The sequence below is a fragment of the Bradyrhizobium sp. CCBAU 51745 genome (genome assembly GCF_028128715.1).
In the GTDB taxonomy this organism is placed as follows: domain Bacteria; phylum Pseudomonadota; class Alphaproteobacteria; order Rhizobiales; family Xanthobacteraceae; genus Bradyrhizobium; species Bradyrhizobium manausense.
In genome coordinates this window covers 1-25,434 of record NZ_LBJP01000004.1, presented here as the reverse complement: position 1 = coordinate 25,434, position 25,434 = coordinate 1, and the positions used below count along the sequence as shown (strand labels likewise).

General features: G+C 64.0%; 26 protein-coding genes. 12 read left to right on the top strand and 14 right to left on the bottom strand.

Features of this window, described 5'->3' with window-relative positions; all coding sequences use genetic code 11:
• Nucleotides 1–8 precede the first annotated feature (8 nt).
• A complete protein-coding gene (locus XH98_RS05300) occupies nt 9–1,898 on the bottom strand; it encodes a caspase family protein (protein WP_271618002.1) in 1,890 nt (629 codons plus the stop codon).
• Between the two features lie 153 nt (nt 1,899–2,051).
• Nucleotides 2,052–2,948: a LysR family transcriptional regulator gene (locus XH98_RS05295; RefSeq protein WP_271618001.1), complete on the bottom strand. Its 897-nt coding sequence runs from the start codon at nt 2,946–2,948 to the stop codon at nt 2,052–2,054.
• A 277-nt stretch (nt 2,949–3,225) separates the two neighbouring features.
• Here XH98_RS05295 and XH98_RS05290 point away from each other — a divergent pair, with 277 nt between their 5' ends.
• Both XH98_RS05290 and XH98_RS05285 read left to right on the top strand, forming a co-directional pair.
• On the top strand, nt 3,226–3,960 hold the full coding sequence (locus tag XH98_RS05290) for an SDR family NAD(P)-dependent oxidoreductase (RefSeq protein ID WP_271599203.1): 735 nt from the start codon (nt 3,226–3,228) through the stop codon (nt 3,958–3,960).
• Between the two features lie 15 nt (nt 3,961–3,975).
• A complete protein-coding gene (locus XH98_RS05285; protein WP_271618000.1) occupies nt 3,976–4,569 on the top strand; it encodes an NADPH-dependent F420 reductase in 594 nt (197 codons plus the stop codon).
• A 262-nt stretch (nt 4,570–4,831) separates the two neighbouring features.
• Here XH98_RS05285 and XH98_RS05280 read toward each other — a convergent pair whose 3' ends face one another.
• The gene (locus XH98_RS05280; protein ID WP_271617999.1) at nt 4,832–5,563 is read right to left on the bottom strand and encodes a hypothetical protein; all 732 of its coding nucleotides are present in this window, start codon (nt 5,561–5,563) and stop codon (nt 4,832–4,834) included.
• A gap of 226 nt (nt 5,564–5,789) precedes the next feature.
• Between XH98_RS05280 and XH98_RS05275 the strand changes: the two genes are divergently transcribed.
• Together XH98_RS05275 and XH98_RS05270 are read left to right on the top strand one after the other, a co-directional pair.
• A complete protein-coding gene (locus XH98_RS05275; RefSeq protein WP_057744356.1) occupies nt 5,790–6,119 on the top strand; it encodes a DUF6949 family protein in 330 nt (109 codons plus the stop codon).
• A gap of 82 nt (nt 6,120–6,201) precedes the next feature.
• A complete protein-coding gene (locus XH98_RS05270) occupies nt 6,202–6,732 on the top strand; it encodes a gamma carbonic anhydrase family protein (RefSeq protein ID WP_271599206.1) in 531 nt (176 codons plus the stop codon).
• A 75-nt stretch (nt 6,733–6,807) separates the two neighbouring features.
• On the opposite strand, the gene XH98_RS05265 is transcribed toward XH98_RS05270, so the two are convergent.
• Nucleotides 6,808–7,155, bottom strand: coding sequence for a hypothetical protein (locus tag XH98_RS05265; protein WP_271618115.1), 348 nt, complete (start codon nt 7,153–7,155; stop codon nt 6,808–6,810).
• Here XH98_RS05265 and XH98_RS05260 point away from each other — a divergent pair.
• Both XH98_RS05260 and XH98_RS05255 read left to right on the top strand, forming a co-directional pair.
• The gene (locus XH98_RS05260; RefSeq protein ID WP_271617998.1) at nt 7,106–7,417 is read left to right on the top strand and encodes a hypothetical protein; all 312 of its coding nucleotides are present in this window, start codon (nt 7,106–7,108) and stop codon (nt 7,415–7,417) included. The genes XH98_RS05265 and XH98_RS05260 overlap by 50 nt on opposite strands.
• Before the next feature lie 104 nt (nt 7,418–7,521).
• Nucleotides 7,522–7,875, top strand: coding sequence for a hypothetical protein (locus XH98_RS05255; RefSeq protein ID WP_057744342.1), 354 nt, complete (start codon nt 7,522–7,524; stop codon nt 7,873–7,875).
• 220 nt (nt 7,876–8,095) lie between these two features.
• Here XH98_RS05255 and XH98_RS05250 read toward each other — a convergent pair whose 3' ends face one another.
• The 6 genes from XH98_RS05250 to XH98_RS05225 form a co-directional block, all read right to left on the bottom strand.
• Nucleotides 8,096–8,590: a hypothetical protein gene (locus tag XH98_RS05250; RefSeq protein ID WP_271617997.1), complete on the bottom strand. Its 495-nt coding sequence runs from the start codon at nt 8,588–8,590 to the stop codon at nt 8,096–8,098.
• Nucleotides 8,591–8,856: 266 nt separating this feature from the next.
• Nucleotides 8,857–9,588, bottom strand: a complete 732-nt coding sequence (locus XH98_RS05245; protein WP_271617996.1) for an aspartate/glutamate racemase family protein — start codon at nt 9,586–9,588, stop codon at nt 8,857–8,859.
• A gap of 5 nt (nt 9,589–9,593) precedes the next feature.
• Entirely contained in the window at nt 9,594–10,472 is an 879-nt protein-coding gene (locus XH98_RS05240) for an ABC transporter permease (protein ID WP_271599209.1), read from the bottom strand.
• 3 nt (nt 10,473–10,475) lie between these two features.
• Nucleotides 10,476–11,435: an ABC transporter permease gene (locus tag XH98_RS05235; RefSeq protein ID WP_271618108.1), complete on the bottom strand. Its 960-nt coding sequence runs from the start codon at nt 11,433–11,435 to the stop codon at nt 10,476–10,478.
• On the bottom strand, nt 11,435–12,724 hold the full coding sequence (locus tag XH98_RS05230) for an ABC transporter substrate-binding protein (protein ID WP_057744324.1): 1,290 nt from the start codon (nt 12,722–12,724) through the stop codon (nt 11,435–11,437). Before XH98_RS05230 ends, XH98_RS05235 begins: the two co-directional genes overlap by 1 nt.
• A gap of 43 nt (nt 12,725–12,767) precedes the next feature.
• A complete protein-coding gene (locus XH98_RS05225; protein WP_271599211.1) occupies nt 12,768–13,754 on the bottom strand; it encodes an ABC transporter ATP-binding protein in 987 nt (328 codons plus the stop codon).
• A gap of 266 nt (nt 13,755–14,020) precedes the next feature.
• On the opposite strand from XH98_RS05225, the gene XH98_RS05220 reads away from it, so the two are divergent.
• A complete protein-coding gene (locus XH98_RS05220) occupies nt 14,021–14,728 on the top strand; it encodes a GntR family transcriptional regulator (protein WP_271617995.1) in 708 nt (235 codons plus the stop codon).
• Nucleotides 14,729–15,160: 432 nt separating this feature from the next.
• The gene (locus XH98_RS05215; protein ID WP_271617994.1) at nt 15,161–16,504 is read left to right on the top strand and encodes a metal-dependent hydrolase family protein; all 1,344 of its coding nucleotides are present in this window, start codon (nt 15,161–15,163) and stop codon (nt 16,502–16,504) included.
• Nucleotides 16,505–16,633: 129 nt separating this feature from the next.
• Here the strand turns inward: XH98_RS05215 and XH98_RS05210 are convergent, their stop codons facing one another.
• The 3 genes from XH98_RS05210 to XH98_RS05200 all read right to left on the bottom strand — a co-directional run bounded on the left by XH98_RS05210 (nt 16,634) and on the right by XH98_RS05200 (nt 19,585).
• Nucleotides 16,634–17,260 (bottom strand): transglutaminase-like cysteine peptidase, encoded by a 627-nt coding sequence (locus XH98_RS05210; protein ID WP_220002589.1) that lies wholly within the window; start codon nt 17,258–17,260, stop codon nt 16,634–16,636.
• A 330-nt stretch (nt 17,261–17,590) separates the two neighbouring features.
• The gene (locus XH98_RS05205) at nt 17,591–18,202 is read right to left on the bottom strand and encodes a PilZ domain-containing protein (protein ID WP_057744308.1); all 612 of its coding nucleotides are present in this window, start codon (nt 18,200–18,202) and stop codon (nt 17,591–17,593) included.
• Between the two features lie 165 nt (nt 18,203–18,367).
• Nucleotides 18,368–19,585: an MFS transporter gene (locus tag XH98_RS05200; protein WP_271599214.1), complete on the bottom strand. Its 1,218-nt coding sequence runs from the start codon at nt 19,583–19,585 to the stop codon at nt 18,368–18,370.
• Nucleotides 19,586–20,022: 437 nt separating this feature from the next.
• On the opposite strand from XH98_RS05200, the gene XH98_RS05195 reads away from it, so the two are divergent.
• The 3 genes from XH98_RS05195 (at nt 20,023) to XH98_RS05185 (ending at nt 22,481) form a co-directional block, all read left to right on the top strand.
• Nucleotides 20,023–21,174, top strand: a complete 1,152-nt coding sequence (locus XH98_RS05195) for a zinc-binding dehydrogenase (RefSeq protein ID WP_271617993.1) — start codon at nt 20,023–20,025, stop codon at nt 21,172–21,174.
• 267 nt (nt 21,175–21,441) lie between these two features.
• Entirely contained in the window at nt 21,442–21,858 is a 417-nt protein-coding gene (locus XH98_RS05190) for a VOC family protein (protein WP_271618107.1), read from the top strand.
• A gap of 110 nt (nt 21,859–21,968) precedes the next feature.
• Entirely contained in the window at nt 21,969–22,481 is a 513-nt protein-coding gene (locus XH98_RS05185) for a hypothetical protein (protein WP_271617992.1), read from the top strand.
• Nucleotides 22,482–22,529: 48 nt separating this feature from the next.
• Here XH98_RS05185 and XH98_RS05180 read toward each other — a convergent pair whose 3' ends face one another.
• The gene (locus XH98_RS05180; protein ID WP_271599219.1) at nt 22,530–23,054 is read right to left on the bottom strand and encodes a hypothetical protein; all 525 of its coding nucleotides are present in this window, start codon (nt 23,052–23,054) and stop codon (nt 22,530–22,532) included.
• A gap of 285 nt (nt 23,055–23,339) precedes the next feature.
• Here XH98_RS05180 and XH98_RS05175 point away from each other — a divergent pair, with 285 nt between their 5' ends.
• A complete protein-coding gene (locus tag XH98_RS05175) occupies nt 23,340–25,334 on the top strand; it encodes a DEAD/DEAH box helicase (protein ID WP_271617991.1) in 1,995 nt (664 codons plus the stop codon).
• Nucleotides 25,335–25,434 lie beyond the last annotated feature (100 nt).

The window sequence follows — 25,434 nt, the reverse complement described above, 5'->3', positions numbered from 1 at the left end:
CCTCGTTCTCAATTGCAAACTTCGACGCTGGAACCGGCAGCGCCGCCTGCATTGTTGGAGCCCCGAGCGAGGACCGCAGGCCCACCTAGCACTTCGAGGTGACAGCCGGGCCGGACCGGCCTGCAGCCACCCTGGCCACAGTAGATCTGCCCGGTTGCCTGCGGCTTAGCGGGTGTGGCCTCGCTCTTTTTTCTCTCATCGTCCCGCGGCTTGGCATCCTCGCGCGTTGCCACGGGCTTCTTATCCGGCACCTTCTCGCACTCGTTATCGTTATTGACGCGATAGCCGGCACGGCAGCTGATCTTCACGCAAGCATCGCCATCGGCTTTGAAGCCGTGATCGCACACCAGCGGGCAGACCCGGCCCGGCTTGGCCTTGATGGCGTCGAGCGCCTCGAAGCTCGCGAGCTTGGCATCGAACTTCGTCCCGGCATATTTGTTGAACAGCGTCAGCGAGCGCTGCGACGACGCATTCCAGTCGCCATCGGCCGCGGCCGCCAGGCAGCCGACCCGACGCAGCTCGGACTGAACCAGTTTGCTGGTTTCTTGCGGCGAGAGAGAGGAGGGCGTTTGGCTTGGAGCAACGGCTGCGACCTTCTGCTCGCCGTCGCGCTGCGCCTTCTCCGCCGCCTGTTTTGCGGCTAGCTCGGCGGCCGCCTTGTCGTTCGCGATCTTGTCGGCGAGCGCCTTCTCGGCGGCCTGCTTGTCGGCCAGCGCCTTGGCAACGGCAGCCTCGGCATCCTTCCGGCGCTGCTCGGCCGCGAGCGCCTTGGCTTCCTCAGCCTGCTTGGCCTTTTCAGCGGCAATTCGGGCATTCTCCGCGGCTTTGGCGGTGGCCGCCGCCTTCTCCTGCTCGACCTTGTCGGCGCGCTCAGCCGCAAGGCGCACCTTTTCGTCTTCCGCCTGGCGCGCTTTCGCCGCTGCGGCTGCGCGGGCCTCTTCGGCAGCAACGTTCTTCAGTTGGGCACGCGCAAGGCCGGCATAGAAGCCGTCGGGATAGGCCTGCAAAAATGCTTCCCATGCGTCGCGGTTTCCGGCCTGCAGCGCCAGCTCGTAGTCCCGGCGGATGCTGTCCTGAGGGTTGGCTTGCGGGCCCTGGGGCGCAGTGACCACAGGCTTCGCCGGAACGAGCGACACGTCGTCGCCGCCGAGCGAACCATAGACAAAGGGCTCCTGCTTGTTGCCGGTGGCCTTGAGCACGTCGTCGCGGACGAAACGGAACGCCTTGCCGAGGTCGAGCCCCGGCGTCGGCAGGCGTTCGACCAGAGCGCTGGCAAACGGGCTGTTCCTGGTATCGCCGTCCGAGGCGGTCGAGCCTGCCTTCGCCGCGAAGGCGATCATGGTGTTCGGGCTGGTCGGCTCGACCTTGGCAAGGCCGCGGCCGATCGCGCGCGAGGCGACCGTCCGCTTCATCGTCTTGGCGAAAGGATTGTCGCGGCAGGCATCCAGGATGACGAGGCGCAGCTGCTTGGCCGGCTCAACGGCGAACAGCGCGCGGTCGAGCGCAACGGTCTCGTCGAGCACGTCACCATCGGTCTCCAGCACGGCGTCAGTGGGGATCAGGTAGTTGGTGCCGTCGAGCTCAATGCCGTGTCCGGCATAGTAGATGACCGCAACCCCAGCATCGCGGGTCCGGCCCGCGAACTCCCGCAGCGCCCTGCGCATGTCGGCAGCATTGAGGTCGAGTTTGACATCGACATTGTCGAAGCCGGCCGTCTTGAACATGCCACCGACCAGGGTGGCATCGTTCACCGGATTGGTGAGCCGCGGGGCGCTCTTGTAGGCGGAATTGCCGATCACCAGCGCGACGCGCTTCTCGGCGGCCAGCGCAGAGCCGGTCCCAAGCGAGGTCGCAAGCCAAGCCGCAACGATCAAGAAACCAAACAGCCGAAGCCGCATTCCAGCCCCCGAATGCATCTGCGCCAGATTATCCGAAGAATGGCCAATTGCAATTTGCGGTCTGTGACATCAGTCACATTTCCTCCAGCCGGGTCATTCAAGTCGATCTTCCACAGTGCCATTGAGCGCGATCATCTCGTCACGCTGCTCGCATCAATCGTGCGACACGGACAGTCCCGCAAGAAGCGGACCGTGCGCGGCGAGCCTGCGGGATACGAACTCAGTGAAGAGCCGGACGCGCTTCGTCTTGCGCGTATCGCCCTGGGTGAGAAGCCAGAGCGTTCCGTACGCGTGCAGGTCGGTGCCCGGCACCCTCACCAGGAGCGGGTCGGCATCACCGACGAAGCACGGCAGTGTCGTCATTCCGATCCCTTGCCGTACTGCAACGATCTGTGCCTCCGCGTCCGTGATCCTGAATGGAACTCCCGTGGTGCGAACCTCACCCTCGCTGGCCCAATCCGGAATTCCATGCTTGCTGATGACGATCCACCTGACAGGATCAGGCGCGCCGTCACGCCACGCGGCCAGTCGGTCCCTGGACATGTAGACGCCGCCGAACACCTCCGGCCCCTTGAGGCCGTGAAGATTGAGCGGCAGAGTCTTGCGGTCGTAAACGACGCGGATCGCGACGTCGGCCTCTCGGTTGGTCAGATTTGCCAGTTCGCCGGACGACAGGATGTCCATCTCGATATCAGGGTGGAGACGCGCGAAGTCGGCGAAATCAGGCATGAGCAGGTGTGACACGAGGGGCGGTGCCAGCGTCACCCGCAGACGTCCGCGCACGCTCTGGTCGCGTCCCAGGACGCGGGCCTCCAGCAGGCGGGACGAGGCCTCCATCTGCTCCGCGAATTCGAGAACCTCTTCGCCCGCAGCCGTCAGGCGGTAACCCGAAGGCAGCTTTTCGAACATGTGCACCCCGAGCCGTTCATCGAGCTGGGTGATATGTCGCAGCACTGTCGAGTGGTTCACGCCGAGCCGCTCGGCGGCAGCCCGCACCGAGCCTCCGCGCGCGACGGCAAGAAAGTAGCGAACGTCATCCCAGTCGATCATGACGAAATCCGGCACCGCCCGGTGCCCCTTCCAGAGCTCGTGTCCAACACGTCGGACATCCTCTCGACCGCGGGTAGCACGAGCGGTGACAATAGCCCATGCCCGCGAGCACGGCTCAATTCCAGACGGTGGACGCTGATCGTCGCGGCCGACTCATTGGTCCGGCCGGATCGATTTCGCACAACCGATGTGCGCGCTTCTGCACTCAACGCCCGACGATTGCAGGCCCATGTCGAGGTTCTCGGGGGCGGATGCCGTCCCGATCAATGGAGAAGTTATGCGAAAGCTTGAAGGTAAGGTTGCAGTCATCACGGGTGGATCGAGCGGCATGGCGCTGGCGAGCGCCAAGCGGTTCGTTGAAGAAGGCGCCTATGTTTTCATCACGGGCCGCAGGCAGGAAGCGCTCGACGAGGCCGTCAGGCTGATTGGCCGGAACGTAACCGCCGTGCGCGGCGACGCCGCCAGTCTCGACGACCTCGACCGTCTGTTCGACACGGTCAGGCGGGACAAGGGCAAGATCGACGTCCTGTACGCGAGCGCCGGCACGGGCGAAGCCGTCCCACTGGGCGAGATCACCGAGCAGCACTTCGATGCGACCTTCGGCCTGAATACGCGCGGCACGCTGTTCACGGTGCAAAAGGCGTTGCCGCTGTTCAGCGATGGCGGATCGATCTTCATGACTGGATCGGTTGCTTCGGTGAAGGGTTTTCCCGGTTACAGCGTGTATGCGGCGAGCAAGGCGGCGTTGCACGCATTCGCACGCGGGTGGCTCAACGAGCTGAAGGGCAGGAATATCCGCGTGAACGTGCTGCATCCGGGGCCGATCGCCACACCGATGCAGGACCAGGTTCTCACTGAGGAAGCGAAGCGGATGTTCGAATCCCTGATCCCGCGAGGAAAAATGGGGCGTCCCGAGGAAATCGCGGCGGCCGCGCTGTTCCTGGCGTCAGACGATTCGAGCTTCGTGAATGGGCTGGAACTGTCTGTCGATGGCGGCTTCTCGGCCATCTGAAATCGGAGACATATCATGAGCTATGCGATTGTAGGATTCGGCAAGATAGGCCAGGCCCTTGCCCGAGCCTTCGCCCGTAAGAACATCGAGGTGACCGTCGCGAGCCGCCGGCCACCCGAGGCGTTGGCGCCGCAGGCCCGGGCGATTGGACCGGAGGTCGTCGCCAAGTCGCTGCGGGAGGCACTCGAGGCCGACACGATCTTCCTGGCGATGCCGTTCGGAGAGCATCGTGAGGTTGCGAGAGCTCTGCCGAGCTGGAAAGGCAAGACGATCATCGACGCCACCAATGCGTTTGGAGACGAGCCGGACAGTTTCCCGTCCTCCGCAATCGTCGCGAAGGCGTTCACTGGCGCCAGGCTTGTGAAAGGCTTCAATCACCTGATTGCGGCCAAGCTGGCTGCCGATCCGGTCGTCGAGGGCGTGCATCGCGTCGTCTTTCTGTCTGGTGACGACGAGGACGCGATCGCTGCCGTGGCGGCCTTGGCCAAACAACTGGGGTTCGCACCCGTCAAGCTGGGAAAGCTCAACGAGGGCGGCGCACTGGTGCACGCACGCGGCCGCACTTGGGGCCCGCTCATCTTCCAGGACCTGTTCAAGAAGGAGCAGTAGTTTGACGTACGACGGGGGCTTGGCTTGAAAGCCGAATGACGGCGCAGCGGCTTGACCATGGCGTCGCCGACAGGCCCAGGAGCATCCTGGGACTGTCGGCGGCTGCTCAACCAGTCACGGCAGGATGACATCATGCCGCTGTTTTGCCCGACGGGTCAAGTCTGGATTCTAAAAAAGAGAAATATCGAAAACACGAAATCATTCCGGGCACCTGGCTACTGTGCATGGGGTTGTTTTCGATTTCTTGCTACGGCGGCCGCGCTCAGCCCTTCGGCCCGCGCAACTGCGCGGTCAGCTTGTCCATCGCTTCCGCAACGCCCCGCCATTGCGACAGCCAGCTGCGCGGAAAGCGGAAGGTGAGGTCGGCGCCGTCGACACGGCGCTCGGACAGGCACATGCCGGGCGTGGCTGCATCGCGCATGCAGCGCGCGGTGAGCGCGGGTGAGCTAGCGGAATAAAGGTCCTCACCGCCATAGGGCGTGTCGCCGCGGAAGGCGCGTATCGTCAATCCGTCGTCCGGTGCTGTTGCAGCCTGGTCGAGATAGCGCGGATAGATCGTCGTCGTCCGCTGCTCGGGCGAGAGCGCGTCGTGATGCGCCGCGATCGAGAGCAAGATGCGGTCGATCGGCTGCATCGTCGTGTCGACGGTGTCGGCGGTGACATGCGTCGGCCCGCTCGGTGCCTCCAGCGAGGGATAGAGGAAGTCGAGATCGATGCGCTCCTGCGGTCCGGAGTGCCGCTGGATCTTCATCCGGATCGCGGAGACCGGCAGGTTGAACAGCGTGCCGCCGACGCTGACGGGCAGCTTGTCCGGCGCGTCAGTGCCGCCCGTGCTCCAGGTCGGCCACAACAGATAGGCCACCAGCCCGATCGCGCTCGCGGCGAACACACCGGTGAGCGCGAGCGGGACGAGATGGGTCCGGACACGCGCCTTGGCACTCATCTTGGCATTCGTCCTGGAAGAGCGAGGGGAGGTTGCCGAAAACACCGTCATGAGGTCGCGCAAAGGGATCCGGGGCCGGTCGGCCGATGGCCGACGAATCACCGGCGAATATGCCACGTGGCGGCGATTTCGCGGAAGGTTCCGGGCTGCCAGGAGCGGCGGGGGCTCTGCGCAGGCCGGGCGGCGTCGTTAACCTTCGCTTAAGGATAATGTAGCGTTAACCGGCACTATTTGTCACAGGAAGGCTCCTCGCGTTGCGTATGGGCGGACTGTTCCGATGACACCTGAAGCTCTCAACACCTTCTTCTCGATCTGCATCGGCTTTGCGCTCGCGGGCGCGCTCGCCAATGGTTACCAGGCGCTGTCGCAGCGCCCCGCAGGTTTCGGATTGCTGCAGGAGGGCGTGGCGCCGAAGACGTTTGCGGCCGTGCCGTTCCTGGTGTTCGCCGCGCCCTTCATCATCATGCGCAATACGCTGCGCGGCATGCGGCTCGAAAGCCGCCGCTTCGAGTTCGTGATGATGGCGACCGTCATCGCCTGCTTCTGGAGCATGATGAGCGGCACCTTCTTCCTGATGACGCTGCGCGCGACCGGCGTCATTGGCTGACGCCTTGCAGGGCTGCGCGGCCGGCCTTTGCCTCCGCGGCGTCGTTTCGCTATGGCTTGGGCCAGCGTGACAGGAGACCTTCATGGCGATCTACGAGCTCGACGGGCAGGCGCCCGATCTTCCCTCCGACGGCAACTACTTCATCGCGGAAACCGCGACCGTGATCGGCAAGGTGCGCCTGAAGCCGGGCGCGAGCGTCTGGTTCGGCGCGGTGTTGCGCGGCGACAATGAGTGGATCGAGATCGGCGAGGGCGCCAATGTGCAGGACGGCTCGACCTGCCACACCGATCTCGGCTTTCCGCTCGTCATCGGCAGGAACTGCACCGTCGGTCACAACGTCATCCTGCACGGCTGCACCGTCGAGGAGGGCGCGCTGATCGGCATGGGCTCGATCGTCATGAATGGCGCCAGGATCGGCCGCAACAGCATCGTCGGCGCCGGCTCCGTCATCACCGAGGGCAAGGAGTTCCCCGAACGCTCGCTGATCATCGGCTCGCCCGCGCGCGTCATCCGCACGCTCGACGATGCCCAGGTGCAGAAGATGGGCAGCGCCGCAATGTTCTATGTCGCCAACGGCCCGCGCTTCCAGAAGGGGCTGAAGCGGATCGGCTGATCCGCGCTCCGGATCGCCTATGAGATCGACCCGAACGACGGCCGCGCCGCCGCTTAGCGGCCGTCCGGAGGAGCGTCAGTTTCCCTCGGATTCCCGCGCTTCGATTGTGCCGGCGACCTTCTCATGCCCGGCCGCCCACAAGGCGTGCTCGTCACTGCCGTCGGTGTAAGGGTTGGCTTCGGCCGGAATGTTTTCGCGCGCCGCGCGCTCGCCTTCTGCAAAGGGATCGCGATCCGTCATCATGATTTTGCCTCTCACAGTTTCGCGCGCTGCCGCCTTGGTCGCTGCGCGGTCGAGTTTCAAGCTGATGTGACGGGATTTGTTCCGGAACCTGTTTTTGCTGCAACCGTTGATCGGGCAGGGAGATTTTCCAATGACCCAGCCGTCCGCAAGCGCTTCGATCAAGATGTTGATCGTCGTCATCATCGGCCTCGCCGCAATGCCCGCTGTCTCGTTCGCACAGACCACCGGCGGTGCGACCGGATCGACCGGCGGTGTCGCCAATGCGCCGGCGCCGCCGCCCGGCACCAACAGTCTGGGTACGGCGCAATCCTCCGGCGCGAACACCGCGCCGGGTGTCACCACCGGCGCAGCCTCGGGCACGAACCCCGACGCCGATGCCACGGTAAGCGCCGAGAACCGGCTGCTCGACAAGAAGATGAAGAGCATCTGCCGCGGCTGCTGACGCTCGCGCGGAAGTGAGCCGGTCCTCCTGTCATCGACGATCAAGTGACATTAGCTTGCTCCTGTTTTGCAGGTGTGGAGCGTTTCCACGCGGAGGGTGAGTTGATGTTGCGCAAGTTGATCGTGGCCGCACTGGCCATCGCGGCGGTTGGTCTCGCAGCGCCCCAGGCGGCGCAGGCGCGGGGCGGTTTCGGTGGCGGCGGCCATTGGGGTGGTGGCGGCTGGGGCCACGGAGGCTGGGGCCATGGTTGGCACGGCGGCGGCTTCTGGCCGGGTGTCGCGATCGGCGCCGGCATTGCGGGTGCCGGCTATTACGGCGCTTATGGCTATGGCTACCCGTACTATGGCGAATACTACGGTGTCGGCTACGAAGACTACGGTGCGCAGTGCTACCTGGTGCCGCAGCGCGTGATGACGCAATGGGGCTGGCGCGTCCGCCGTGTTCAAGTTTGTGAATAGAAGCAACTGCTATGAGGGCGGTGCCTGGTCGAGGCACCAGATTACCTCGGTATCAAAAAACAAGGCCGTTGACGCAGTATACCGTCAACGACCTTGCCAGCCCCGGATATTGAAATCGGCTCACGCCATCCGGTAGAGCCGAACATGGCCCGGAATCACACCGACAAATGTGATCCATTTCACATCCGGCGAAAATAAAGGGTCGCGACGCGGGATCTAATCAGCCCCTCGCGCGTTTGCGGGCGCTGGCATGGACGCGGTGGCGCGCCGGTTTCCTCGGAGTAACCGATGGCGTGTCGGCCTCGGTGGACCGGACGCTGGCAAAGGATTGCCGCAGCCCGTCGATGGACTCGTTCAGACTGGTGACCTGATCCGACAGGCGCTTGGTGTCGGCCTGCTGCGAGGCGAGCAGCTTCTTCATGCTCTGGAGCTGGTCCTGCACGACCTGGAGCTGATCGATCGATTCCTGCTGGGTCGCCTCCAGTCCTTTGGTCTTCTCGACCAGTTGTTCGGAGGCCTGCGCCGCGCGCACCTGAAGCTGCCGCGAGGCGACCACGCGGTCGGTCTCAGGCGCAGCGCCGGTATAGGCGCGCCAGATTGCGATCGAGGTGACGCCGGCGATCAGGAGCAGCAGTGCGGCAGCCGTCAACGCGATCGGCTGGGCGCCAAGACGAACAAGGGGATTGGACGGTGTGTCCTCTGCGAGATCGATCATCGCTGACAAGACCCAAATTGAAACTTGGTGAGTGGCGAAGAGCGGCAGCACAAGAACGAGAGAACAATGCGGCCGGGGCGTCCCGAAAGTGTTACTGTTCAGCAACAATTGGGACAAAAAGGTGGCCGCTTGAGGAAAAAGCGAGGATCCGCTGGAGCTTGGGGGCTTAAGGACGCAGAGCCCCGTCGGTGGGTCTTAGCATGGCCAGCGGCGGAACTGGGGCCGCAACATAAAAGCTGCTCGCGCCGTCAGTGCGCAGCAGACGATCAGGGCTGAAACGGTGCAAACGGGCCTGAGTATGCCTTGGCGCGCGGCGCCGCGTAGGGGCCAAGCCGGGATGTCGCGAGCCCGAGCCGGACCATTCCTTCCGCCAGCGTCACTGCGGCGGCAACGCCATCAACCACGGGCAGGCCGTGGGTGCCGGCGAGTTCTGCCGCAAGATCGGCCATGCCGGCGCAGCCGAGCACGATGGCCTCGGCGCGGTCGTCGCGCATCGCTGCAGCGATCTCCGCGGAGATCTTGCCGAGCGCCTCTGTATTGCGCTCCTCGAGCGCGAGCACCGGGACTTCGGCGGCGCGGACGCGGGCACAGCGCTCGGCCAGGCCGTATTTCCGCAAATTATGTTCGATCGGCACGATGGAGACGCCAAGCGTCGTCACCACGGCAAAGCGTGCCGCGACCAGGCTCGCCATGTGAAAGCCGGCTTCGCCGATCCCGATCACCGGTGCTTTCGCAACGGCACGCGCGGCATCGAGGCCGGTGTCGTCGAAGCAGGCGATGATGTGCGCATCCGCGCCGTCGCGATCGGCCTCGCGGATGCAGCCGAGCATGCCGGGCACCGCGAAAGCCTCGTCGTAGAATCCCTCGATCGAAACCGGCCCCATCGCGGGCTGGCGCGCGTCGATCACCGTATCGGGCAGTGCGATGGCGCGCGCCGCTGCGGCGATCTTCGCCGTCATCGTCGCCGTGGTGTTGGGATTGACGACGTGCAGTCGCATTGCAGTTAGACAAGTCCCTTGCCGGCGTCCGACCCCTTGGCCGCCTGGCGCTTGTTGAGCATGTGGATGGTGCCCAGCGCAAGCGTGATCACCGCGAAGGACACCGCGGAGATGATGGTGCCGAGCGCATAGATATCCGGGTTCGTCACCGTCGTGGTGAGGCCCTGGAGGTCGAGCGGCAATGTATTGACCGCGCCGATCGCCTGGCTGGAGCGCGCCAGCTCATCCCAGGACAGCGTGAAGCCGAACAGGCCGATGCCGATCACGGATGGCAGGATGATCGGCAGCACGACATGACGGAAGGCCTGCCACGGCGTCGCGCCGAGATCGCGCGCCGCTTCCTCGAGCCTGGGATCGAAGCGGTTGAAGATCGCGAACATGATCAAGAGACCAAACGGCAGCGTCCAGGTCAGGTGCGCACCGAGACCCGAGGTGAGCAGGCCCATCGAGGTCTCGAAATTCCCGTTCCAATGCGCCTTGATCAGATCGTCGATGATGCGGAACTCCAATGAGATTCCGAGCGAGGTGATGATCGAGGGCACGATCAGGCTCGCGATCGCCGAGTAGAACAGAATGCTCTGCGCCTTGAACTTCCTGCGGAAGGCCATGCCGGCAGCAACCGACAGCACGACGGTGACGGCCATCACGATGACGCCAAGCAGCAGCGAGCGGCGGAAGGCCGCGCCGAGATCGACGATGCCGGTGCCCTGGAACAGCTTCGTCAGCCAGTAGGTCGACACGCCGTTCATGGGGAAGGTGAGGCCGCCTTGCGGCCCCTGGAACGACAGCACGTAGATCGCGATCATCGGGCCGTAGAGAAACAGCACGTAGGCCGCGAAGAAGATTGCAAGCACGTAGAATGAGCGCGGGCGTCCTTCCTTCATCGCCTACAGCTCCTTCTTGATGTCGACGATGCGCGACATCATGGTGATGATCAGGAAGGTGATGACGAGCAGGATCACGGCATTGGCGGCCGCAGCCGGGAATTGCAACGCGTTGACCCGGGTCTCGATGATCTTGCCGGCGGCGGCGATCTGCTGACCGCCCATCACGCCGATGGTGATGAAGTCGCCCATCACGATGGTGATGACGAAGATCGAGCCGATCACGATGCCGGGCTTGGCCAGCGGAATGATGACGTTGACCAGCGTCTGGAGGCCGGAGGCGCCGGCGTCATAGGCCGCCTCGATCAGCGATTTGTCGATGCGGACCATCGAATTGAAGATCGGCACCACCATGAAGAAGGTGAAGAGGTGGACCAGGGCCAGCACCACCGAGAATTCGGAGAACAGCAGCCATTCCAAGGGCTGGTTGATCAGTCCCGTCTTCATCAGGCCGGAGTTGACGAGGCCATTGCGCCCGAGCAGCGGGATCCAGGCGATCATGCGGATGACGTTGGAGGTCCAGAACGGGATCGTGCAGAGCAGCGACAGTCCCATCTGCCAGGTCTTCGACTTGACATGGAAGGCGAGGAAATAGGCGACCCAGAAGCCGATGAAGAGCGTGATGGCCCAGACCAGGAAACAGAGCTTCAGCGTCTTCAGATAGGTTTTTGCGATCGTGCAGAGATCCGGGAGCTGCGCGATGCAGCCTTCGAACGTGTCGGTATAGCCGCGGCCGGAGAAGGCCGGCAGCAATTGATATTCGTTGTAGTCCCAGAACGAGACGATGACGACGAAGATCAGCGGGATCAGGAAGAAGGCGAGAAACACCAGCATCATCGGCCCGGCCTGGAGCCAGGAGACGAAAGACGGCGATAAGCGCGCGGATTTCGCCGCGCGCCTCGTCTGGGATCCCCGGACGAGGTCCGGGGATGCCTGTTGCAGGATGTCTTCTGACGTATCCATCACGCGGCGATGAACTCGTTCCACTTGCGGACCATGTAGTCGTTTTCGTCCATCACCGCGTTCCAGCAGGCGACGCCGCCCATGCGGTCCTCATAGGAGCCGCCGTCACGCACGGCACCGGCCTTCTCCAGCAGCGAGCCGTCGGGCGCCTTGATGTCCTTCTCGGCCGGCTTGCCTTCCATCCAGTAGGCCCACTCGTAGGGCTCCATGTTGGCCTTTGCGGTTGAGAGCACGGCCGAGTAGTAGCCCTGGCGGTTGAGATACGCGCCGGCATAGCCGGACAGGAACCAGTTGACGAACTCATAGGCCCAGTCGAGCTTGTCGCCCGACACGCCCTTGGAAACGCAGAAGCCGGACGCCCAGGAGCGATAGCCTTCCTTGAGGGGCTGGAAGGTGCAGGGGATGCCCATCGAGCGCACCTTGGTCACCGCCGGCGACCACATCGACTGAATGACGGTCTCACCCGAGGCCATCAGGTTGACGCTCTCGTTGAAGTCCTTCCAGAACGCGCGGAACTGGCCGGCCTTCTTCGCTTCGGTCATCACCTTCATGGTGAGATCGATCTCTTCCTTGGTCATGTTGCCCTTGTCGGCATATTTGTACTTGCCGGTGGCTTCCACGACCATTGCTGCATCCATGATGCCGATCGAGGGGATGTTGAGGATCGAGGCCTTGCCCTTGAACTCGGGATTGAGCAGCTCCGACCACGAGGAGATCGGGCGCTTGATCAGGTCGGGACGGATGCCGAGCGTGTCGGCGTTGTAGACCGTCGGGATCAGCGTGACGAACTCGGTCGCCGTCTTGGAGAACGTCTTGGAGTCCTTGCCTTCGAGATAGAGCACCTTCCAGGGCGCGGTGCCCTGACCGCCGATCTTCTTGCCGCCGGGCGTCTCGCCCTTGGTGAAGACGGGGGTGATGTTGTCGAATTCCTTGATCTTCTTGGCGTCGAGGGCAAGGATGTTGCCCGACGGCACCAGCTTCTTCAGCGAGAAATATTCGGTGTCCAGCACGTCGAAGGAATTCGGCTGGGTCATCACGCGCTTGGTGACGTCGTCGGTCGTCGCGGTGATGTATTCGATCTTGATGCCGGTGTCCTTCAGGCACTGCTTGGAGATGTCGTCGCCCTCGTTCACGGCAGTGCCGAGATAGCGCAGCACCTTCGGCTCGGCCGACATCACGTAGGGGAAGCCGGTGATGGCGCCGGAGCCGGCGGCGAGGCCCGCGAGACCCGCGGTGCCCTTGAGTAGCGTGCGGCGGCTGACGCCTGTCTTCTTGGTCGTCTCTGTCATTCCAGTCACTCCTCTGTGTTGCGCATTTTCTAAAATGACGGCGCTATTGTAGACGTTGCGCCTTGGCGGGATCCCAGGTGGCCAGCACGCGATCGCCCGGCCGGAACGGTTGGACGTCGAAGGTGGACTCGGGAAGATGAGAGAACAGGGCGGTGCCGTCGTCGAGCGTGAGCGAGACGGCAACATAGGAGCCCTGGTACTCGGTCTGGGTCAGCAGCGCCGGCGCGCCGAATGCGCCATCAACGAACGGCACGATGCCGAGCTGATCGGCGCGCACGGCGATCAGCTTGCCGGCGTCGCTGAGGACGTTGTGGCCGCCGATGAAACGCGCCACGAATTCGGTGCGGGGATGGTGGAAGATGTCGCGGGCCGTGCCCTGCTGCTCGATCTTGCCCTGGTTCATCACCACGATGTGGTCGGCGAGCGCCATCGCCTCTTCCTGGCCGTGGGTGACCTGGATGAAGCTGATGCCGAGCTCGCGCTGCAGCCGTTTCAGCTCGCCGCGCATCTTGACCCGCAGGAACGGATCGAGCGCGGACAGCGGCTCGTCGAGCAGCAGGATCTGCGGCTCGGTGATCAGCGCTCGCGCGAGCGCCACGCGCTGCTGCTGGCCGCCGGAGAGCTGGGCCGGCAGGCGGCTCGCATAGGGGCTCATCGCGACGAGTTCGAGCAGCTCGCCGGCACGCTTGTGGCGCGTCGGCTTGTCGATGCCGCGCATTTTCAGGGCAAACGCAACATTGTCGAGCACAGTGAGGTGCGGAAACAATGCGTAGGACTGGAACATCATGGCCGTGCCGCGCTTGGCGGGCTCAAGGTCCGTGACGTTCTGCGGGCCGAGGATGATGTCACCCTCGCTGACCGCTTCGTGACCGGCGATCATGCGAAGCGTCGAGGTTTTGCCGCAGCCGGACGGGCCGAGCAGGCAGCAATAGGTGCCGGCCGGGATTTTGAGATTGACATTGTCGACCGCTACCGTCGCGTCATAGCGCTTGGTGACGGCAACCAGTTCGAGAGCGGCAGGAGTGGCCATGGCGTGTCCGAGAGGAGGGCGGTGCTCCGCCTCTCTCCGCAAGGTCCGTGCCAACAGCGCCAATATCGGCGAATTCGAAAACTGTGCAGTGGAGTCAGATCGTTAGATCGAATCCAGCGTGTTTGGGCGACGCCTCGGGTCGGCAGGAGCATGCACACAAAATGGGCGAGGATTGTATAAAGTTTCGCCTGTGATTGGATACAGCTCGTCGATTACCATCGAAGACCGAACGCCGATCGCGTCCTCAAACCCAACACTTCGAGCTGATGGCCGCCAAATCCCGCCCGAAACCCGATGCGCCCGACGCGAGCGATCGCGTCAGCCGGATCAGGGAGGGTGTGACCGCGGCGATCCTCGAGCATCGCCTGCTGCCGGGCACCAAGCTCGGCGAGGATGAGATCGGCGAGATCTATGGCGCGAGTCGGACGCTGGTCCGCACCGCGCTGCAGCAGCTCGCGCATGAGGGCATCGTCAACATCGAGAAGAACCGCGGCGCATTCGTTGCCCGCCCGACGCCTGGGGATGCCCGCGAGGTGTTCGAGGCGCGCCGCCTGATCGAACCCACCATCGTCGATCACGCCGTTGATGCCGTTTCTCCCGCGTGGATCGAGCGCCTTCAGCAGCACCTCACCGAGGAGCGCGAAGCCGAGCTGCGCGGTGATGCGCGCGCCTCGGTCCGGCTCTCCGGCGAATTTCATCGGCTCATCGCCGAGATGAGCGGCCACAGCATCTATCTCGGCTTCCTGAAAGAACTGATCGCGCGCTCCTCGCTGATCATCCTGCTCTATCGCCGTCACGACACGCCCGCCTGCGGCACCGATCATCATGCCGAGATCGTTACTGCGATCCACAAGCGCGACAAGCAGGCTGCGCGCACGCGGATGCTGTCGCATCTGAACGAGATCGAGGCCGAGCTGTTCCTGAAGGATCCCGCCGCGGACGAGTTGCGGCTTGCCGACGTGCTCGGCGCTTGAGGCGAGCCGCATTGCTCGGTCAAGGCAACGAAGATTTTTCGTTACGCCTGACTGTCAGTGACCGGCTGCAATCTTGCGTTGATCATAGGTCAACTGCGTTGCTCGACTTTTGATGAGAATTCGATGCAAGCGAGGCAGTCTCGCTTACTCATGCGCCGAACTTTCCCGAGAGATGTTTCTGCAATCGCATCTCCCTTGGACTCGTATGGCTGCAATACTAAATCGCCCTATAGTTGTAAATTGACTCCGCCCGATGGCGGGCGTCAACTCTCGTCCGCGCAATGAGTTCTGGAACTGCTTCGGCAATAGCCCATCCGCTCTGCGGAGTTGGTGCGATGGCGTCGCATTCGGCCGTCGACGAGCGGGAGCGTTGCGGCCGCCTGGCGAGTTGCCGCGGCGGCCGCGTAGCGGCACCCCAGCGGGAGATTGAACATGTCGGGATTGTCCAGGCTAGCCGGCTTCACGGCGCTGCTCGCAACGATCGTCTGCACCGCATCGCCTGCGCCGGCTCAGCAGAACGACGCCGTCCTGTTCCGCAACGTCAAGATCTTCGACGGCAAGAACGCGACGCTCTCGGCGCCATCCAATGTCCTCGTCAGGGACGGCAAGATCGAGAAGATCTCGACCGCGGACGTCGGGACCACTGGCCAGGTCGTCGACGGCGGCGGCCGGGTGCTGATGCCGGGACTGATCGATGCGCATTGGCACGCGATGCTGGTGCGGCCGACGCCGATGGCGGCGATTGCCGGCGATATCGGCTACAACAACCTGCTCGCCGCCAGCGAGGCGACAGCAACGCTGATGCGCGGCTTCACCACCATACGCGACATGGGCGGACCGACCTTCGGCCTCAAGCAGGCCATCGACGAGGATCTTGTCGCCGGGCCGCGCATCTATCCGTCGGGTGCCATCATCACCATCACGGGCGGCCATGGCGACTTCCGCCAGCTCTCCGACCTGCCGCGAACCCTCGGTGGCATGCTCAGCCGCATGGAGCAGATCGGCGGCAGCATGGTCGCCGACAGCCCGGACGAAGTGCGCGTGCGCGCACGCGAGCAACTGATGCAGGGCGCCTCGCAGGTGAAGCTCACCGCCGGCGGTGGCGTGGCCTCGCCATTCAGTCCATTGGACGTCTCGACCTTCACCGAGCCCGAGCTGCGCGCGGCCGTCGAAGCCGCCGACAATTGGGGCACTTATGTTGCCACCCACGCCTATACGCCGGTCGCGATCCAGCGCTCGATCGCAGCCGGCGTGAAATGCATCGAGCACGGCCATCTGATGGATGAAGCGAGCGCGAAGCTGATGGCCGAGAAGGGAATCTGGCTCAGCACCCAGCCGTTCCTCGAGATGTCCGGCGCGGCCGCCGCGCTCGGGCCTTCGGAGCGGGACAAGAAGCAGCAGGTCCTCGCCGGCACCGATCGCGTCTATGCGCTGGCAAAAAAGTATCACCTCAAGACGGCCTTTGGCACCGATATCCTGTTCTCGCAGGCGCAGGCGGAGAGGCAGGGTTCGTTGCTCGCGGCACTGACACGCTGGTACACGCCGGCCGAAGCGCTGGCCATGGCAACGTCGAGCAATGCGGAATTGTTGAGCCTGTCCGGCCTGCGCAATCCCTATCCCGGCAAGCTCGGCGTGGTCGAAGAGGGTGCGCTTGCCGATCTTCTGCTGGTCGACGGCAATCCGCTGGACAACATCAGCCTTGTCGAGGATCCCGCGAAGAGCTTCGTGGTGATCATGAAGGACGGCAGGATCTACAAGAACATCCTGCCGCGCTGACAACGGCGCCCTCAAAAGTTGCGGCCAGGCTTTGGGGGAAGCCTGGCCGCGCGCGAACCGGTCTGGGACGGGGAGGGGTGGGGATGTGACCGGGTCGCGTAACCTGTTGTTTCGTTGCTACTGATCGAACTACTGGTCTCTTGCGCTGGCGGTCGAGACCGCCGGCTTGGTATCGCCAAGCGAGACCCAGACGTTGGGATCGCTTTGCGACTGGCGCTTGACGAAGCGGTAGCCGGTCTCCGTCCAGGCGACGACGTTCTCGTTCTGATTGTCGAGAACGAACTCGCCCTTGTCGGTCTTCACCGTCAGCACCGCGTGTCCTTCGCCCTTCTTGTCGCGCACCACGGTGATGAGCAGGGCCTCGCGCGGCCAGCCGGCATCCATCAGCATCTTGCGCTTCAACAGCACGTAATCTTCACAGTCGCCGTAGCCGTCAGTCGGCAACGACCATTTCTCGACGACGCCCCAGTGCTCCTCGTCGGTCAGAGGCTTGATCGTCTCGTTGACCCAGCGATTGACCTTGGTCAGGTCGCGCCACGCGGCCTGCGACATCACGATGTCGCGTGGCTGCGTCGGTCCGCCCTGACACTGAGCGGCGTTCTCTGCACAAAACTCGACCCAGCCGATCGGCGCGCGCGTGGTGTCGCCGAGGCTCGCGTAGAGCAGGCGGCTTTCGCCGGCCTGCACCGCCGCGCTCATTCCGAACAGCATGGCGGCGAGCGCCAATGCCTTTCCCTGTCCCCTGAAATCCAACATTGCGGCCCCCGTTTCTTGTTGGGACCACATTTCGCACGGAGCTTTTGCGTTGCCGCTAAGTCGACCAAGTCAAGTCGAGACGAATGCAAGTAAAACTGGCAGCGAATTCGCTCTATACTTGAATAGATCTCGATTAAAATTTGAGAAGACTGCAATTGATTCAAATTGTACCGATTAACGCGGAAACACTGGCGGAACCGCGGCTTGAGCGGATGGACAGGCCGCGCGTTAACCGCCTGCAGCGGGCAGCGAGGCGCGAAAAAGGCGGCGTCTGCATCGCAGAGGCCGCCTTCGGAGCTGGAAAAACGGGGGTTTTGACGCCGTCGCGCTTTACCGCGCGGTAACGCTCTCTTCGAGTGTCTCGATCGGCTGCTCGTGCATGAACTCGAGCGCGAAGCCGTCCTCGAGGTTTCGCACCACGCGGCCCTGGACCCGGCCGAGCAGCACGGTCGATTTCAGCGGCGGACGGTTCTCAGCCGCGATCGCCGCGCCCGACAGCGACAGGTCGATGATGCGGCAGGTCATCTTGGTGCCGTCCTCGAGCGTCAGCACGGCAATCGGGTTGCGCGGCACGATACGGTCGTGGCGGCGGTCTTCCGGCAGGTTGAGGATGTCGCGATTGGCGAGCCAGGTCAGCTGGGCTGCGAGCTTGTCGCGCTTGCGCGGCGTCGCGCCCACCGTCATGGCGAAGCCGTTGTCGATGATCCTCGTGATCTTGCCCTCGACCCGGCCGATATGGTCGAGATAGGCGACCACACGGTCGCCGACATTGCCGATGCCGGGCGCGAGCAGCGCAAGGCCCCCCGGCGACATGTTGATCACCTGGCAGGGGAATTCACGGCGATCCGGCAGCATGTAACGGCCGAGCAGGTGCACCTTCACCCGCTGGAAACGCCGACGTTCCTCGGCGGCCGGAAGAAATTTTTTGTTCGCCAACGCCATTTTCACTACCCGACCCCCCGCCCGGGCGGAGTCCGACACGACCCTAAGGTGCATAGGGTTAATGCCACGTTATGATTTGGCGCGGCGATAACGGACCGACACAATGCGTTCAAAAAGCCACATCAGCGGCGGCCTGGTCCCCGGCGGCCCCACTGGCTAGCCCCCTTAGGCTGCCCTGGTCGCACGCCCATAAAGTAGGCAAAGCGCGGCCAGCAGCACTGCGGCCGAAAGGCCCAGCGACCAGTGAATCCCGATCGCCGCACCAAAGACGCCGACGGTGATGCCGCTGAACGCCCGCATGCCAAGTCCCGCCATATTATAGAGACCGACGACGCGGCCGCGGATGTCGGAGGGCGCATTCAGCTGCACCAGGGCCTGCGCCATGGTGTTGAACGACAACTCGAAGAAGCCGGCGCAGAACAGCAGCACGATCGCGACCGGATAGATCCGCACGGACGCAAAGCCGAGCAGCGCTACGCTCCAGAGCATCGCGAGCGTGATCGCGGTGCGCGCAGTGCCCTTGAGGCGTCCCCAGGATTCCAGTGCAATGCCGGCGAGCAGTGCACCGCCGGCGTCGGCCGCGAGCAGCACGCTGTAGGACACGCCGGGATCGCCATGGCCGAGATCGCCGGCAAAGCCCGGCATCTGCGCGTGATAGGCGTTGCCGATCATGAAGGAGGTGAGGCCGGCAAGCGATGTCATCGCCGTCAGCACCGGCCGGCTGCCGATGGCGCGGATGGTCAGCAGGATGTCGGCGAAGCCGCGCACGGCGTAGCGCCGTACGGCAACGCTGCCGTCGCGCACCGGCGCCCAGAACAGCCACAGCAGCATCGGCAGATAGAACAGCGTGTTGAAGATGATGCCGTGCGAGGGGCCGAGCGTCAGCATGATGATTCCGCCGACCGCGGGGCCGACCAGAATGCCGAGATAGCGAGCCATCGCATTCAGCCGCACCGCGCTCGGAAGGTCCGCAGGACCGACGAGATCGTACAGCAGCAGCTGGTTCGGCGTCTGCCAGAGCACGCCGGCGCAGCCATGGATCACCAGCAGCAGCATCGCGTGCCACATCTGGATCGTGTCGGTGATGAAGAAGAAGCCCCAACCGCTTGATGCCAATATGAACAACAGCATGCCGCACTGGATGATGCGGCGCGGATCGAACCGGTCGGCGAGCCCGCCGACTACGACCGAGAACAAGAGGAACGGCAGCCAGTGCGACAGCACGGCAAAGCCGCCCAGCGTCGGCGAGTGGAATTTCTGGAAGACCACCCAATAGCTGATCACGTGCTCGATATTGTCAGCCATCATCGCCAGCACATAGGCGATGAACTGCAGCCGGTACGGCACGGACTTCATCGCCGCGAACGATCCGGACGCGGCCATGGGATTTTGGGGAAGGGGGTTCAAGCGGGCACCACGGGAAGAACTCTTGCGGAGTTACACGTTCGGTGCGGACGGCTCAAGACAATAGCGTGTGCGTGGACGGCAGCTATGCACTGCCGCAACAAGCTCAGACGTCATCCTGAGGTGCGAGCGAAGCGAGCCTCGAAGGATGAATTGCGGGCGGCCGTTGCCCATCCTTCGAGGCTCCCCTTGCGATGCTGACGCATCGCAAGGAGAGCACCTCAGGATGACGGCGGTGTTTGTAGCAACGCCGTACCCTGGATGGAGCGCAGCGCAATCCGGGGCCAATTCCCGCATTGCGCTGCGCTTCTTGCGGGCTACGACCGTTGCCGCGGTTGGCAACTCGCCGAACCTCACATACGCTCTGTTCGAGCCCGCTCCATTATTCAACACAAGCGGGCCGCGAGGAAACAGCCATGGATTCAATCCGCGTCTGCACCCACGCAGGACCAGGCTCGGAGCCCGTGATCAAGTCCGTGCCGTGGCCGAAGGTCGGCCGCAAGGGTGCGCTGATCAAGATCGGGGCGTGTGGCGTCTGCGGCACGGATCTGCACATCTTGAAAGGTCATTGGCCGAAGCCGCTGCCCTGGCCGTTCACGCTCGGCCACGAGCTCGGCGGCGTCATCGTCGAATGCGGCGATGAATTCACCGAGGACTTCATGAGCAAGCCGCTCAAGGTCGGCTCGAAAGTGATGATCCCGCCGCTGATGCCGTGCGGCCGCTGCTATTACTGCATTCATTATCCGCAAACCGCCAACAAATGCCTGACGCCTGTCTATTACGGCCGCTATCTCGGCTTCGACAAGGCGCCGCACATGTGGGGCGGCTGGGCTGAATATGTCTATGTCGATCTCGACATGCTGCCGGGCACCAAGATCTACAAGCTGCCCGACGACATGTCGCTGCGCCTTGGCGCGCTGTCGGAGCCGCTGACCTCCTGCATCCGCGCGTTCAACCGCGCCAGCCGCGCCGGCGGCTTTAGCTGGGCCGACACGGTCGTGATCCAGGGCTCAGGCCCGATCGGCATTCTGGCGGTCGCAGCGGCGAAGGAGCTGGGGGCAGGGCGCGTCATCTGCGTCGGCGCGCCGGAGGAGCCGCGTCTCAAGCTCGCGCGCGAGTTCGGCGCGGAGGCCACCGTGAACATCGAGGAGCTCACATCGCCGCAACAGCGGACCGCGCGCGTCCGCGAGATCGTCGGCGGCTTCGGCGCTGATCTCGTGATGGATTGCTCCGGCCACCCATCAGCGGGCCCCGAAGGCATCGAGATGCTGCGCGACGGCGGCACCTATGTCGAGATGGGCCAGTTCACCGACGCCGGCTCGATCGAGACCTCCTGGCACCGCATCTGCACCAAGGACCTCAACGTGCTCGGCTCCTGGGGCTTTACCGGCAACGATCTGCCGCTTGGCGTCGACATGCTCTACCGCACCCGCGACAAATATCCCTGGCTGAAGATGCAGACGATCTATCCGTTCACGGAAGCGGGCGTCGCGCGAGCCGTAAAGGATGCGATGGCGATGAAGACGGTGAAATCGACCATCGTGCCGTGGCCGGAATTGGTGGAGTAGGCGATGCCGTCCATTCCCGCCGGTCTCGCGGCGTTCCTGGTCGAAGCCAAGCGGCGCACCTATGCGGGCCTCGACGACGATGCGACCGTGGCCACGCCACTGCTCCTAGGCTCAAAACAGCTCGAGCATCGCGCACCGCCATACGCCTATCGCGACATCTATTTCGGGATGGGATTTTTTGTCGGGCAGGAGACGGTGTCGCCGCCGGTCCCGCATTCCGCCTTGCTCCATGCGGGCTACGGTTCAGAATTTGGAATGAAAGCTGCGATGACAAACGAACAACCAAGCCGCGCCCGTTCCCCCTTCAGCGCCATCCGCGCGATCGACTACACCGTCATCTTCGTGCGCGACATGGACGCGATGCGCCGTTTCTACGAGGACGTGCTCGCTCTGTCGCCGTTGCGCGAGTTGTCGCCGAACTGGATCGAATACGGGATCGGCAGCAACACGCTCGCATTGGCGCGGCCGAGCCGTACCGCCGGAGACGCGCCGACGCCGGTGGGCAGTGCTTCGCTGCAACTGGCTTTCAAGGTCTCTCCGGCGGAGGTCGATGCCTGCGCCGAGGAGCTCGTGCGGCAGGGCGTGGCGCTGCTGTCGCCGCCGACGAACCAGCCGTTCGGGCATCGCACGTTGTTTTTCAGGGATCCCGACGGCAATCTTCTGGAAATCTACGCCGAGATCTGAGTTGGATGGAACCGAATGCCGCAAAAGCTCCACAGAGAATCCGCGAATGATCCACTTGGGCGTGAAACTTAAGCCCGGGTTCCGGCTTTGAGTTTGCGGGAGAGTATATCGTGAAGCGAATCCTGGAACCCATCACCTACGTCCTGGCCGCCGTTTACTTCCTGGTGGATGCGGTGTTCATGGCCGTGGCGATGCCGATCTCGCGCTGGATTGCCCGGCGTTTCGAGTTCAAGCGCCTCCGCGCCTGGATCAGATCGCTGCCGCCTTATCCCTCGCTGGCGCTGTTTTCCGTGCCCGTGCTCATTCTGGAGCCGATCAAGCCGGTGGCGGCATACCTCGTTGCAACAGGTCAGTTCCTGAGCGGCGTGGCGGCGTTCGTCGGCTGCGAGCTGCTCAAGCTTGTGCTGGTCGAGCGCCTGTTTCACCTGACGCGCGACAAGCTGATGCGGATCCCGGCGTTCGCGTGGGTTTACGGCAAGTTCACCGAGATGAAGGCATGGCTGCAGGCGACCGAAGCCTGGCGCGCGATCCGCGCCTTAAGTCTGGCGGCCAAAGACTGTGTCGCGCGGGCCAGAGCAAGGCTGGCCGAAAGCTTCAGCAGGCCCGTGACATCAAGGGATTAGGGCCGCGCTGGCCAGGCCGTAGGCGGGGACCAGTGGGGCATGCATCCGTCAATCGTCGACGGAATCTGAGGCGGCGTTAAGCTCCTTCACCACCGTTGCGCCGACGACCTTCGCGCCCTCCAGCTCGCGCACGATGCGGTCATCCGGTCCGACGATGCCGAGATCGAATTCGCGCTCCGGCGTGATCAAGATCATGCGCTGGCCGACGATGACGACGACCGTCATGTCGTCGCGCTCGCCTTCCTCGGCCCAGGCGCGGATCTCGCTGGCGTAGGGCTCCCTGCGCCACGCATGGGGCGTGCCGGGATCGCAGCGGATCTCGATGCCGTCCTCCGAGGTGGTCAGAACCAGCTTGGAGCGGCTCGGCTTCCAGCGCTCGTCGAGCAGGTTGTTGATGAGCCAGAGGCAACTGAAGCTGCCGCATTCGGTAGGCCGTTCGACGTAGATCGTGCAACCGCGGCCGGGATTGCAATGCGCGCACCAGTTGCCTGCCGGCTTGGCGAGCGCCTCGATAGCCATCACTTTGCAGCAAAGCGTGCATTCGCCGCACTGGCGTTCGTCCGACGAGGCCATGCGTCCATTCCGGTACGTCCAAACGTGGGCAATTTAAGCGAGATGGCCGCAAAAGTCCGCCATTCCGGCCCGAAATCGCGTTTGGGGCAGGGCCAGCATCCCGCACCTGTTCACCCTGTCGCCAATGCCATGCATCAAAACCATGGTGATTTGACAGCTTCTGGCGTAAAGAGCGTCCAAATCGAAATCATCAAGGGTGTGATCGGGCCTTCTGCAGTGATTGCAGCGTCAAGGTCCCTCGGCTCTTTCCGTTCCGCGCCCGGACCAACCAAGGTTTTCCATTCCGTGTCTTTTCCGGCCCTGACCCCGCCGCTCGCCCGTGCTTTGGCCGAGCGCAATTATGATTCACCGACACCTGTCCAGCTCGCCGTGCTCGGCGAGGATGCTGTCGGCCGCGACCTCCTGGTGTCGGCGCAAACAGGCTCGGGCAAGACCGTTGCGTACGGGCTGGCCATGGCCAGGGACCTACTGGGCGATGCCGAGCGGTTCGCGCAGGCCGCGGCGCCTCTGGCGCTGATCGTCGCGCCGACCCGCGAGCTCGCCTTGCAGGTCCAGCGCGAGCTGACCTGGCTCTATCAGCATGCCGGGGCGCGCGTCGTCTCCTGCGTCGGCGGCATGGACCCGCGCCGCGAGCAGCGCGAGCTCGCCGCCGGCGCCCACATCGTGGTCGGCACGCCCGGCCGCCTGTGCGATCATCTCAGGCGCAATCGCCTCGACACCTCCGAATTGAAGGTCGTCGTGCTCGACGAGGCCGACGAGATGCTCAATCTCGGCTTCCGCGAGGACATGGAGTTCATCCTCGAGACCACGCCGGAGACGCGGCGCACGCTGCTGTTCTCGGCGACCTTTCCGCGCGGCATCGTGGCGCTGGCGAAACAGTACCAGCAGGACGCATTTCGCATCGAGGTCGCGGGCGACGAGGGCGGTCACGCCGACATCGAGTACCGTGCCATCCGGGTCGCTCCCGGTGATGTCGAGCATGCGGCCGTCAACGTGCTGCGCTTCTACGAGGCACCGAGCGCGCTGGTGTTCTGCAACACGCGCGATGCGGTCAGGCATTTGCAGGCGGCACTGCTTGAGCGCGGCTTCTCCGTGGTCGCGCTGTCGGGCGAGTTGACGCAGAACGAGCGCACTTTGGCGCTCCAGTCGCTCCGGGACGGGCGCGCCCGCGTTTGCGTCGCGACCGACGTCGCCGCGCGCGGCATCGACCTGCCGAGCCTCGATCTCGTCATTCACGCCGATTTGCCGAACGACCCCGAAGTGATGCAGCATCGCTCGGGCCGCACCGGTCGCGCGGGCCGCAAGGGCACGAGCGTGCTGCTGGTGCCGCCGGCACGACGACGTCGTGCAGAGTTGCTGCTCAATCTCTCGGGCACCGAGGCGGTCTGGGGCACGGCGCCGCAGGCGGATGAAATCCGCAAGCTCGATCATGAGCGCATGAAGCAGGTGTTGTTCACCGAGGAGACGACATCAGACGATCTGGAGCTGGCGAAGGCTCTGCTGGCCGAGCGGTCGGCGGAGGATATCGCCGCCGCGCTTGCGCGGCTCTATCGCGCGCGGCTGCCGTCGCCTGAGGACATCATCGATCCCGGCGAGGAGCGCGGACGGCGCGAGCATCGCAGCCGCGACGATCGCGCCCCGCGCGGCGACGATCGCTCCGAGCGCCCTCGCGCCAAATCGGCGAAAGGGTCATCAAAACATGTGATGACGGAGTCGACGGTTTGGTTCCGGGCTGCCATCGGCCGCCGCAAGAATGCGGAGGCGCGCTGGCTGCTGCCGATGATCTGCCGCCGCGGCGGCATCGACAAGCGCGACATCGGCGCGATCAAGATCAGCGACACCACCACCGAGTTCGAGATCTCCGAGCGCGTCGCGGAAAGTTTTGCAGCCAAGGTCAAGCGACCGGACAAGGAAGACAGCATCCGCATCGAGCTGGTGACGGCGGCGCCGCAGGCGGCAGCAGTGGAGAAGCGCCCACGCGCTCCGCAGCGCGATGACGGAGACGACGATCATGTCGTTCGCCGCAACGACGATCCCTGGAACGTGGGTGAGCCGAAGCAGCACGACAGGCCGCGGGGAAAGCCTGACACGAAGCACCAGGGCAGGCCGTACGCAAAGCCCCACGCAAAGCCTCACGACGGCGGCAAATCCGGCAAGCCGGCGTTCGGGAAGAAGAACAAGACATTCGGAAACAAATCCGGTGACGCCAAATACGCGCCGTCGGTCACCGAATGGCCGGGCGCGTCGGGCAAGAAGAACAAGAAGAAGCGCCGCGGCTGAGCGGCCGCCGATGGCGCAGGCAGCGAGATGCCGCCGGATTGCACCGGCGACATCGTCTGAAAAGTTAGCCGTGGGCTCAGCGGCCGCCGCCACCCCCGCC

Coding starts and splice junctions, on each gene's coding strand:
- XH98_RS05220 (WP_271617995.1), top strand. CDS start 14,021: ATGGCCGCCAAATCCCGCCCGAAACCCGATGCGCCCGACGCGAGCGAT.
- XH98_RS05240 (WP_271599209.1), bottom strand. CDS start 10,472: ATGAAGGAAGGACGCCCGCGCTCATTCTACGTGCTTGCAATCTTCTTC.
- XH98_RS05280 (WP_271617999.1), bottom strand. CDS start 5,563: ATGACGGTGTTTTCGGCAACCTCCCCTCGCTCTTCCAGGACGAATGCC.
- XH98_RS05295 (WP_271618001.1), bottom strand. CDS start 2,948: ATGATCGACTGGGATGACGTTCGCTACTTTCTTGCCGTCGCGCGCGGA.
- XH98_RS05270 (WP_271599206.1), top strand. CDS start 6,202: ATGGCGATCTACGAGCTCGACGGGCAGGCGCCCGATCTTCCCTCCGAC.
- XH98_RS05265 (WP_271618115.1), bottom strand. CDS start 7,155: ATGACGACGATCAACATCTTGATCGAAGCGCTTGCGGACGGCTGGGTC.
- XH98_RS05215 (WP_271617994.1), top strand. CDS start 15,161: ATGTCGGGATTGTCCAGGCTAGCCGGCTTCACGGCGCTGCTCGCAACG.
- XH98_RS05180 (WP_271599219.1), bottom strand. CDS start 23,054: ATGGCCTCGTCGGACGAACGCCAGTGCGGCGAATGCACGCTTTGCTGC.
- XH98_RS05205 (WP_057744308.1), bottom strand. CDS start 18,202: ATGGCGTTGGCGAACAAAAAATTTCTTCCGGCCGCCGAGGAACGTCGG.
- XH98_RS05285 (WP_271618000.1), top strand. CDS start 3,976: ATGAGCTATGCGATTGTAGGATTCGGCAAGATAGGCCAGGCCCTTGCC.
- XH98_RS05225 (WP_271599211.1), bottom strand. CDS start 13,754: ATGGCCACTCCTGCCGCTCTCGAACTGGTTGCCGTCACCAAGCGCTAT.
- XH98_RS05235 (WP_271618108.1), bottom strand. CDS start 11,435: ATGGATACGTCAGAAGACATCCTGCAACAGGCATCCCCGGACCTCGTC.
- XH98_RS05255 (WP_057744342.1), top strand. CDS start 7,522: ATGTTGCGCAAGTTGATCGTGGCCGCACTGGCCATCGCGGCGGTTGGT.
- XH98_RS05250 (WP_271617997.1), bottom strand. CDS start 8,590: ATGATCGATCTCGCAGAGGACACACCGTCCAATCCCCTTGTTCGTCTT.
- XH98_RS05200 (WP_271599214.1), bottom strand. CDS start 19,585: ATGGCCGCGTCCGGATCGTTCGCGGCGATGAAGTCCGTGCCGTACCGG.
- XH98_RS05260 (WP_271617998.1), top strand. CDS start 7,106: ATGACCCAGCCGTCCGCAAGCGCTTCGATCAAGATGTTGATCGTCGTC.
- XH98_RS05275 (WP_057744356.1), top strand. CDS start 5,790: ATGACACCTGAAGCTCTCAACACCTTCTTCTCGATCTGCATCGGCTTT.
- XH98_RS05300 (WP_271618002.1), bottom strand. CDS start 1,898: ATGCGGCTTCGGCTGTTTGGTTTCTTGATCGTTGCGGCTTGGCTTGCG.
- XH98_RS05210 (WP_220002589.1), bottom strand. CDS start 17,260: ATGTTGGATTTCAGGGGACAGGGAAAGGCATTGGCGCTCGCCGCCATG.
- XH98_RS05195 (WP_271617993.1), top strand. CDS start 20,023: ATGGATTCAATCCGCGTCTGCACCCACGCAGGACCAGGCTCGGAGCCC.
- XH98_RS05245 (WP_271617996.1), bottom strand. CDS start 9,588: ATGCGACTGCACGTCGTCAATCCCAACACCACGGCGACGATGACGGCG.
- XH98_RS05230 (WP_057744324.1), bottom strand. CDS start 12,724: ATGACAGAGACGACCAAGAAGACAGGCGTCAGCCGCCGCACGCTACTC.
- XH98_RS05290 (WP_271599203.1), top strand. CDS start 3,226: ATGCGAAAGCTTGAAGGTAAGGTTGCAGTCATCACGGGTGGATCGAGC.
- XH98_RS05190 (WP_271618107.1), top strand. CDS start 21,442: ATGACAAACGAACAACCAAGCCGCGCCCGTTCCCCCTTCAGCGCCATC.